8 protein-coding genes, 1 tRNA gene and 2 pseudogenes are annotated in these 7,656 nt (G+C 64.1%); 3 read left to right on the top strand and 8 right to left on the bottom strand.

What is annotated here, in order from left to right; translation table 11 throughout:
* Nucleotides 1–331 (bottom strand): annotated as a pseudogene (locus tag K343_RS0117575) (transposase); the annotation flags it as partial.
* Between the two features lie 109 nt (nt 332–440).
* Here K343_RS0117575 and K343_RS25345 point away from each other — a divergent pair.
* Nucleotides 441–680, top strand: a pseudogene (locus tag K343_RS25345) (S-layer homology domain-containing protein); the annotation flags it as partial.
* A 93-nt stretch (nt 681–773) separates the two neighbouring features.
* On the opposite strand, the gene K343_RS25105 reads toward K343_RS25345, so the two are convergent.
* The 3 genes from K343_RS25105 to K343_RS0117565 all read right to left on the bottom strand — a co-directional run bounded on the left by K343_RS25105 (nt 774) and on the right by K343_RS0117565 (nt 2,416).
* A complete protein-coding gene (locus tag K343_RS25105; RefSeq protein WP_028009179.1) occupies nt 774–1,424 on the bottom strand; it encodes a hypothetical protein in 651 nt (216 codons plus the stop codon).
* Nucleotides 1,417–2,091: a hypothetical protein gene (locus K343_RS24200; RefSeq protein WP_084615971.1), complete on the bottom strand. Its 675-nt coding sequence runs from the start codon at nt 2,089–2,091 to the stop codon at nt 1,417–1,419. The genes K343_RS25105 and K343_RS24200 overlap by 8 nt, the downstream gene beginning before the upstream one ends.
* Before the next feature lie 235 nt (nt 2,092–2,326).
* A tRNA-Ser gene (locus tag K343_RS0117565) sits at nt 2,327–2,416 on the bottom strand.
* A 137-nt stretch (nt 2,417–2,553) separates the two neighbouring features.
* On the opposite strand from K343_RS0117565, the gene mltF reads away from it, so the two are divergent.
* Nucleotides 2,554–4,068: a membrane-bound lytic murein transglycosylase MltF gene (mltF, locus tag K343_RS0117560; protein ID WP_028009178.1), complete on the top strand. Its 1,515-nt coding sequence runs from the start codon at nt 2,554–2,556 to the stop codon at nt 4,066–4,068.
* A 174-nt stretch (nt 4,069–4,242) separates the two neighbouring features.
* On the opposite strand, the gene def is transcribed toward mltF, so the two are convergent.
* Genes def through K343_RS0117545 form a run of 3 tightly spaced genes read right to left on the bottom strand, consistent with a single transcriptional unit; the run spans nt 4,243 to nt 5,814 of the window.
* Complete coding sequence (gene def / locus K343_RS0117555; protein ID WP_028009177.1) at nt 4,243–4,773, bottom strand: peptide deformylase; 531 nt, start codon at nt 4,771–4,773, stop codon at nt 4,243–4,245.
* Nucleotides 4,770–5,084 carry a (2Fe-2S) ferredoxin domain-containing protein gene (locus K343_RS0117550; protein ID WP_020648931.1) on the bottom strand — a complete coding sequence of 105 codons (315 nt, stop codon included), beginning with the start codon at nt 5,082–5,084 and terminating at the stop codon, nt 4,770–4,772. Before K343_RS0117550 ends, def begins: the two co-directional genes overlap by 4 nt.
* A 4-nt stretch (nt 5,085–5,088) precedes the next feature.
* Nucleotides 5,089–5,814 (bottom strand): DUF481 domain-containing protein, encoded by a 726-nt coding sequence (locus tag K343_RS0117545; protein WP_245585232.1) that lies wholly within the window; start codon nt 5,812–5,814, stop codon nt 5,089–5,091.
* Between the two features lie 87 nt (nt 5,815–5,901).
* Between K343_RS0117545 and K343_RS22750 the strand changes: the two genes are divergently transcribed.
* Nucleotides 5,902–7,116, top strand: coding sequence for a (Fe-S)-binding protein (locus K343_RS22750; RefSeq protein ID WP_043113091.1), 1,215 nt, complete (start codon nt 5,902–5,904; stop codon nt 7,114–7,116).
* Here K343_RS22750 and K343_RS0117535 read toward each other — a convergent pair.
* A complete protein-coding gene (locus K343_RS0117535; RefSeq protein WP_028009175.1) occupies nt 7,055–7,609 on the bottom strand; it encodes an LPS-assembly lipoprotein LptE in 555 nt (184 codons plus the stop codon). The genes K343_RS22750 and K343_RS0117535 overlap by 62 nt on opposite strands.
* Nucleotides 7,610–7,656: the final 47 nt, after the last annotated feature.

Below are 7,656 nucleotides of genomic sequence, written 5' to 3'. Positions count from 1 at the left end.
TGCCGGATGTTCGTGCGCCGGCCTTCGACTGCCCATCGGGCCATCTCCCGGCGCTGAGATGGCCTCACCATTTTTTTGACATCGCCTCCTTCAGCAGATCGGCGCTGAGTTGCGCGTCGGCGTACATCTTCTTCAAGCGCCGATTTTCGTCCTGAAGCTCCTTGAGCTGGGACATCAGCGACGCATCCATGCCGCCGAACTTGCTGCGCCACTTGTAGAACGTAGCTGAGCTGATGCCGTGTTCGCGGCACAACTCCGGCACGGGCGTGCCGGCTTCCGCCTGCTTCAGGACCGCAATGATCTGGCTGTCGGTGAATCGAGACTTCTTCATGGAACCTCCTCGGGAAAGACTACGAGAAAATTCCACTTCTGACGTCAGCTATTCGGCGGGGGGATTACCAACGGACAGCCCACACCGGTAGCGGTCTCGGACCTCGCCGATGCAGCGGCCCATTGCAGCGGGCGATGTCCACAGCTGCGTACTCAAGGCCGACGCCACGGCCGCCTGCTGGGGAAGCAACGTCCTGGGGGTAGGCGGTCAACTTCGCGACGGAAGCACGGCGGACGGCACGACGCCCGCAGCGGTTTCCCGCCTCACCAATGCCGCCGCCCTCGCGGCCGGCTTCGATCACAGTTGCGCGCTCAAAGCCGACGGCTCGATGGTCTGCTGGGGCATTGGCGGCAACGGCCAGTTGGGCAATGACAACACGACATATTTCGTTGCCCTGACGCCTGTGGACGTTGTGGGATCAGGAAGGCAGAGGCTGAAAATACTAATTTGGATCAGCGAATATCTGATTCATGATCTCCGCAACGATCTGCAGTGTTCCGACGCTGCTATTCGACAAGGTCGTCGATCCGTGCCCGAGATCGTTGCGCATATCCGGGATCGACCGAAGGAGCGTAGAGACATCCATCTTTCCCAGCTCGGCTGCAATTTCAGCTTCACTGGGATATCTCACCACCGCCTCGTCGCCAGGCTGCAGTCCGCGAATAGTCTCGCGCACAATGTTGTCTGCAGCCCGAATAGCGGCCAAGCTTCGCATCGCAGAAAAGTTCGTCGGAGATATCCATCTCTCATCCATGGCCTTCTCCAATAAGTCCCGCAGACTTGGCGGGCGCTTCTTCTTTCGATCGAGGAATGAATCGCTTTCACCGGCTCGGATTCTTAATGCCAACTCCAACGCGGCATACGCCGTCATCTCGGATACCTGATGGAATCGGTAAACGAACCACGCATACAGCGATACGTTCTTCGCCGTTTCGAATAGCTGCCGCGCAGACGTGGGCACATTGCCATTCAGTTCCAGCACCGAAAGCCTAGCGTGAAGCTCCTCCAGCGTGCCCCTGAAGTACTGATTCCGCTTATCGGGAAGCAGTAAATCAGCTAGCGGCCGCAGCGGGTCTTCCACCGAGTCATTCATTTCGACCTGCTGAAGTCGAGGCGATCGGTGAAATCCGTGCAATGTCACCTTGCGCGATCAGAATCGAGGCATGTGCCATTCGGAAAGCACAGAACGCTTCGCCGCATCCCATTGGAATGCCGATCACCGGTTTTTCATCGCCTTTCACCCAAACCTCTTTGAATGCGACTTTCCCGTCCTCAGCCCTTTGAATGAACTTTTCGGCGGCCGCGCGCCCGCTCTTATCTGCCGTCAGCCCGATCAGTAGCAATAGCACCACAATGGAGAAGATCGCGCCAGTAATGAGAAACATCCTGAAGGATAATTTCGAGAAATCTGAAGTGGCATTCGCGGGATCTACGACTTTCTTCGACTCAATCTTCAATTTGGCGCGGATTCTTGCGAGCAATTTCGCCACTCGCTCTCGGGAAGCCAGAAGCAGCACTAGCTCTGATCCGAAATAGATCAATTCGGCTGCGATCAGGGCATAGAGGAGCCCCGGGAGTCCCACACCAATTAACGCTACGCAGCCCTGAAAGAGGGTGCGATGAAAACTCAACTGGATCAGGCTTTCCTCAATCCCGAGTTGCCCCATGTATGCCTGATAGTAGACAAGACCGAAGAAGTAGCTCCCTGCCGTCACCAAAGGAAGGAGGGACAGGAGATGCGAAAGACGATTCTCTTGCATGGCTTGGTGGTCCCCCGCACTTTTAGCGGTCGCCAAAAGTGGGGCTAAGCGGCCAATGATTTATGCATCAGAACAGAAGCGACCTTCCGGAATTGTCTCTCTCATTCTGAGGCGACGATACCACCAGGATTTTTATAACTGTCGGGCATCTTCCCATTCTTTGAACGCAAAAAAGCCCGCACATGGCGGGCTTTTTTGCCGAAGTCCGTCAGATTTTCGTCTGACGGACACCTGTTGGCGGAGAGGGTGGGATTCGAACCCACGGTACGCTTACACGTACGCCTGATTTCGAGTCAGGTACATTCAACCACTCTGCCACCTCTCCGAACTCGACTGGCATGTGGCGGATCGCGCTGCACGGGTTTCGCCTGCAGGCATCCGGGAACGGCTGCGGAGCGGGAGCGAAACTGTTTGTGCTAGCGTGACGTCTAATCGGCCGCCATGCCAAGACCGTTATTGTAAATGAACCCGGGCGCGACGCCTACCACCCCCACACAAGAAAAACCGCCCCCCGCCGCCGGCTGGGGCCGGTGGCTGCTGCTCGCGGTCCTGCTGATACTGCTGGCGGTGCTCGGGACCTGCTCGCCGCGGCGCTCGACGCTCGACGAGATCCGCACCCTCGGCGTGCTGCGCGTCGCCACCGTCAACAGTCCGACCGTCTACTACATCGGCCCGGGCGGCGAGCCGATCGGCTTCGAGTACGATCTGCTGAAGCAGCTGGCCGACCGGCTCGGCGTGCGCCTGGAACTGGTCGTCGCACCGAACCCGCCGGCCGCCGTCGAGCTGGTGCGCGAGGGCGCGGTACCGATGGCGGCCGCGAGCATCACGATCACCGACAGCCGCCGCAAGCTCGTGCGCTTCTCGCGCCCGCTGCTGAAGGTCGTGCCGACGCTGGTCTACCGCCTCGGCCAGCCGCGCCCGAAGAACCTCGGCGACCTGCAGGGCGTGCTGCGCGTGGTCAAGGGCAGCGCGCCGATCGAGACACTGCGCGAGCTGCGGCAGGCCCGTTACCCGAATCTGCAGTGGGATGAAACCGAGGACGACGTCGCCGAAGAGCTGCTGTATCAGGTCGCCGAGGGCAGCCTCGATTACACGATCGCCAATTCCGACCTGCTGGCCATCAACCAGCGCTACTACCCGAACCTGCGCGTCGCTTTCACGGTCGCCGATGCGCAAGACGTCGCCTGGGCGTTCCGCGCCGGCCGCGATACCAGCCTGAGCGAGGAAGTCGAACGCTTCTTCGAGGCGCTCGGCGCCAAGGAGTTCGCGCGTGTGAAGGATCGCTACTTCGGCCACGTCGAGCAGGTCGATACGCAAGGCGCGCTGGCGCTGGCGACGCACGTCGACACGCGCCTGTCGCGCTACCGGCAGGCGTTCCAGACGGCCGCCGCGAAGAACGATCTCGACTGGCGCCTGCTCGCCGCGATCGGCTACCAGGAATCGCACTGGGATTCGGACGCCACCAGCCCGACCGGCGTGCGCGGCATCATGCAGCTGACGACCGACACCGCGAACTTCCTCAAGCTCGACGACCGTGAGGATCCGGCGCAAAGCATCTTCGGCGGCGCGCGCTACTTCAAGCAGATCGCCGACCAGTTGCCGACCGACATCCCCGAACCCGACCGGACCTGGATGGCGCTGGCCGCCTACAACATGGGCGTCGGACATCTGTTCGATGCGCGCATCCTCACCAAGAAGCTCGGCGGCGATCCGAATCGCTGGCTCGACGTACGCAACGCCTTGCCGCTGCTCTCGCAGCCGCGCTGGTATGCGCAGACCAAGCACGGTTACGCGCGCGGCCATCAGGCCGCGATCTACGTCGGCAACATCCGCTCGTACTACGACATGCTGGTGTGGATCACGCGCGACAAGAACGCCGAGCCGCTGACGCCGCTCGAAGCCGCAGAAGAGCAGAAGAAGGACGAACAGAAGGACGAGCAGCAGAATCCGCTGAACATCAACTCGCCGGTGCTTTAGCCAGCACGGCTGTGCGGAAGGCCGAGACCTCGCGCCTCCGCGCCTCGGGCCATTGCGATGCCGCTACGCCAGGGTCTTCCCGCACGATGGCATCCGACATCCGCATCGGCGTGAAACGCACGGGCGCTCGCGACGAACCGGGGGGCGCGCCGGCGCAGCGCCCCGGCTGCGGCCTCAGTCGTCGGCGAGGGGCTGCCCCGGGAACAGCACGTCGGCGAAACCGAAGCGGCTGAAATCGCGAACCCGCATCGGGTAGAGAATGCCGTCGAGATGATCGCATTCATGCTGGACGACGCGCGCGTGAAAACCTTCGGCGACCCGCTCGATCGGCCGGCCGTCGAGATCGAAACCGCGGTAGCGCAGATGGCGATGCCGGGCGACGACGCCGCGCAGGCCCGGCACCGACAGGCAGCCTTCCCAGCCCTCCTCCATTTCGTCCGACAGCGGCTCGAGTACGGGGTTGACGAGGATGGTTTCCGGCACCGCCGGTGCATCCGGATAGCGCGCGTTGGCCGCGAAACCGAAGACGACGACACGCAGGCCGACGCCGATCTGCGGCGCGGCGAGGCCTGCGCCGTCCAGATGCCGCATGGTGTCGAACATATCCTCGACCAGCGCCTGCAGTTCCGGCGAGCCGAAATCCTCGACCGGCTCCGCGACGCGCAGCAGCCGCGCATCGCCCATCCTCAGCACGTCGCGGATCATTTCAGCCGCAGCCGCTCGACCACCTGGCCCTGCTGCAGGTGCCGCTCGATGATCTCGTCGACGTCTTCCTCGTCGACGTAGGTGTACCAGACGCCTTCCGGGTAAATGACGATGCAGGGGCCTTCCTCGCAGCGATCAAGGCAGCCGGACTGGTTGATGCGCACCTTGCCGGGGCCGGCCAGACCGAGGGCCTTGACGCGCTGCTTGGCGTAGTCGCGCACGCGGTCGGCACCCTTGTCGGCACAGCAGGTGCGCTCGCCCGGCGGCCGCCGGTTGCAGCAGAAGAAAACGTGGTGCTCGTAATAGCTCACGGCGCTATCCCTGGTCCTTGCCGAACTGGTAGCTCAGCGTCACCGCGGTCTCGGTATCGGTCTGCTCGGTGTCGGGCGCGGTATTGCTGTTGTTCTTCAGCGTATACGACAAATTCGCGAAGAGGTTGCCGATGATCGACAGCTTCAGCCGCGTGACCGACTCGGTGTAGGTATTCGATTCGCCGGCCTCGACCTTCAGCGACTGATGCAGCGTCGCGGTCTGCGTGATGTTCCACTGGTACTTCAGCGCGGCGCGGCCGATGAAGTCGCTCTCGCGCTCGCGCGGGTGGTCGTTGGTCTGCAGCTGCCGCGCACCGGCACCGAGTTCGAGGTCCAGCAAATGCGCCGGCCCGACCAGCACGTGCCGGCCGTAGCCGGTGGTTTCCGACGTGCGCTCGCGAATCGCGGCGAACAGGTCCTTGTTCCACTCGAGGGCGACGAACGCATAGTCGCGCGGGGTGAAGTTGAAGTCGGCCTGCTCGGTCGCCGCGTAATTCTCGGCCGAGCTTTCGCGATCGGCATAGGTATTGATCGCCGACGCCGTCAGCGTGTTCTTCCAGCGCTCGGCGGCGTAGACCAGCGCGCCCTTGGCGTTGACCGAACTCGTATCGGAATTGCCCGTCGTCGCCAGATAGCCCAGTGCGAATTCGCCCGACCAGGGCTCGGCATGGGCGATCATCGGCATCAGACCGAAAGCGGCGACGAAAGCAATTCCTTTGGCTTGGCGCATCTGTGTGCAACTCCGGATTGGGGGAAGAAGGAAGAGGACCTATTATTGGCGACGATGACGGAAGCGCAACCCGCGAAGCTGTTTCCAATGGCAAAGGCCGACCTCTGCGTGAAGTGCGGCCTGTGCCTGCCGCATTGCCCGACCTACCAGGAAACGCGCAACGAGGCCGACTCGCCGCGCGGCCGCATCGCGCTGATGCAGGGGCTGGCGAGCGGCCTGGTGAACTGGACACCGGCACTCGAAGCGCATCTCGACGGCTGCCTCGGCTGTCGCAGCTGTGAGCGCGTCTGTCCGGCCAAGGTCCCGTACGGCGAGCTGATCGATGCCGGTCGCGCCCTGCAGGCGCAGGCGCATGGCAGCCGCCGGCTGACGCGCTGGCTCGGGCCGTGGCTCGTCTCGCGCCAGCGTCGGCGCCTCGCGCGCCTGCTGTTGCGTGCCTATCAGGCGAGCGGATTGCAGTCTCTGCTGACGGCGCTCGGCCTGCTGCGCGCGCCCCGCATCGGTCGCTGGCTGTCGCTGGCCCCGACCGCCCAGCGCCTCGCGGCACCGGGCACGTTCGCGCTGCCCGCGAGTGGACGCAGCGTGCAGCTGTTCCGCGGCTGCGTCGGCGAGATCGCGGACGCGGAGACGCTGGAATGCCTGCGCGCCCTGCTCGAACGCTGCGGTGTCCGCGTCGAGGAGCCGGACTCGCAAACCTGCTGCGGCGCCCTGCATCAGCACGCCGGCGAGGCGGACCGTGCCTGCGAACTCGGCCGGCAGAATCTCGCCGCATTCGCGGGCGACGCCACGATCGTCTATGCCGCCAGCGGCTGCGGCGCGACGCTCAAGGAATACGAGCGCGTCTGCGCACCCGGCGCGGGCGCCGATGGCGCCACCTTTGCACAACGCGTGCAGGACCCGCATCGTCTGTTGCTGGAGCTGTGGCCGGAGGCCCCGCCGCTGCGGCCGCTGCATGCGCGCATCGCCGTGCACCTGCCGTGCACGCAGCGCAACGTCACCGGCGGCGGCGAGGCCATTACCGCACTGCTGCGCAAGATCCCCGGCGCGACGATCGAGCCGCTTGATCTGCAGCACAACTGCTGCGGCGCGGCCGGCACTTACTTCCTGTCGGAGCCGGCGATGGCCGACCGCCTGCTCGAGCACAAGCTTGATGCGCTTGCGGCGCTGCGACCGGACTATCTGGTCAGCAGCAACATCGGCTGCACGCTGCATCTCGCCGCCGGCCTGCGCCGGCGCGGCCTCAACGTGCCGGTTCTGCACCCTCTGGCGCTGCTGGCCCGGCAGTGGCCGAACGATAGGTGAGCGCGGCGTCGATGCGCATCATCAGCAGCTCGGCGAGCTGCGTCTGGATGAACTCGCGCAGGCGCTGTTCCTCGGCCTCTTTGGCGAGCACCTGCTCGGGATTGAAGCTGTAGTCGCGCGTCGCGACCAGATCGCCCGGCGTCACCAGGGTCGTCGTGCCGCGGAACACTTCGTAGTGCACGCGCGTCACGAGGCGGAACTCGATGGCCTTGCCGTCGGTGCCGATCGACAGGACCTCGCGGGTTTCCTTGAGGTCCGACAGACGGATCGTGGTGATCTCTTCGCCCGGCGTGTTGGCGATTCCCGCGCCGCGGCGCTGCAGGATCGCGCGCAGCTGCGCCTCGACCGGCGGCTCCGACACCTTGTACGGCGTCACCGTGTCGACATAGACCTTCTTCAGGTCGGCCGGCAGCGGTCGCGCGCCGGCCAGATGGAAGCCGCAGCCGCCGAGCAGCAGCAGCGGCAACAACAGCAGGAGCGCGCGCGCCTTCATGCGACGAGCTTGCCCAAGTGAACAAGGCAAAGCGCGAGTGCCGTGAA

It is taken from the genome of Solimonas flava DSM 18980, from assembly GCF_000426685.1.
In the GTDB taxonomy this organism is placed as follows: domain Bacteria; phylum Pseudomonadota; class Gammaproteobacteria; order Nevskiales; family Nevskiaceae; genus Solimonas; species Solimonas flava.
Note: the sequence above shows the minus strand (reverse complement) of the source record. Positions and strands in the feature narration are given on the sequence as shown.